This is a genomic window from Pandoraea commovens (genome assembly GCF_902459615.1).
GTDB lineage: Bacteria > Pseudomonadota > Gammaproteobacteria > Burkholderiales > Burkholderiaceae > Pandoraea > Pandoraea commovens.
In genome coordinates this window covers 1-1,227 of sequence record NZ_CABPSA010000023.1, presented here as the reverse complement: position 1 = coordinate 1,227, position 1,227 = coordinate 1, and the positions used below count along the sequence as shown (strand labels likewise).

Sequence of the window (1,227 nt, the reverse complement as noted above, 5' to 3'; positions counted from 1 at the left end):
TGACGTGTCCCCGGTAACTGGACAGTTTAAAACTGGAGAGGGATTGCCTCTTTGGGTTTTACTGACCATTTTTGGACGAACTCTCTCGGGGTCAGATGGCCGAGTGAGCCGTGTGGACGATGATGGTTGTAGTCATGCTGCCAGGCTGTCATTTTCTCTCGGAGGTCGTATAGCGTGACGAATTCATGCACGTTCAGGAATTCATCACGCAACCGACCATTGAAAGATTCGATCAATCCATTATCGGTCGGCTTGCCGGGGCGCGTGTAGTCGAGTTTCACGCCGCGTCGGTATGCCCAATCGTCTAAAGCGCGAGAAGTGAACTCTGTGCCGTTGTCCACGGTGATGGATTCGGGCCATCCGCGAAGGACCGCAGAACGATCCAGCGCCTGACCCACCGCACGGCCGGTCTGTCGGAAGTTGGCCTCCAGACAAACACTCTCGCGACTCCATTGATCGATGACAGTCAGAATGCGAAAGCGGCGTCCATCAAGCATCTGGTCATGAACGAAATCCATGCTCCAGTGCTGATTCGGTCCGGTGGGCGCCGGTGGCTTGCCTCGCAGCAGCGCGATGCGCTTGCGGCGCTTGACCTTCATCCGCAATTGCAGGCCCTCTAGGCTGTAAAGCCTGTAGACGCGCTTTTTACCCACGTCCCAGCCCTCGCGACGCAACATCACCAGCACCCGCCGATAGCCAAACCGCGGACGACTTAAGGCGATGTCCCGGATACGTTGGCGCAGCGCACTTTGATCGCGTGCACGACTCTTCGCGTACCAAGTCGAGCGCTGCAGCAACGCCAACGCGCAGGAACGCTGCACGCTTATGTGGAAACGCTCTTGCATCCAAGCCGCCAGCTCGCGCCGTTTGGCGGCCTTCAGACTTTTTTTCGCACCACCTCTTGCAGGATCTGTTTATCCAGCGTCAGGTCGGCGACGATACGTCGCAAGCGCGCGTTTTCGTCTTCGAGTTGCTTGAGCTTGCGCATCTCGCTAACGCCGAAATCGGCGTACTTCTTCTTCCATGTGTAGAACGTTGCCTCCGACACACCGATCTGCCGACACACGTCGACCACCGGTGTGCCGCTCTCGGCCAATCGCAGCGCATAGGCGATCTGCTCTTCACTAAATCTCGAGCGTTTCATGGCGACTCCTCGCCCCATTCGGGGCGCTGAGAAGCAACTTTACCTCTAGTTTTGACCTGTTCGGATATTCCGGGGACACGTCA

The 1,227-nt window shown here is 57.2% G+C and carries 1 protein-coding gene; it reads right to left on the bottom strand.

What is annotated here, in order from left to right; translation table 11 throughout:
• Positions 1-26: 26 nt before the first annotated feature.
• Positions 27-1,144 (bottom strand): IS3 family transposase gene (locus PCO31010_RS26490; RefSeq protein ID WP_373275322.1). Its coding sequence is split into 2 segments (ribosomal slippage): positions 27-883 and positions 883-1,144, totalling 1,119 coding nucleotides; the frame shifts between segments, so codons are not numbered across the junction.
• Between the last annotated feature and the right edge of the window lie 83 nt (positions 1,145-1,227).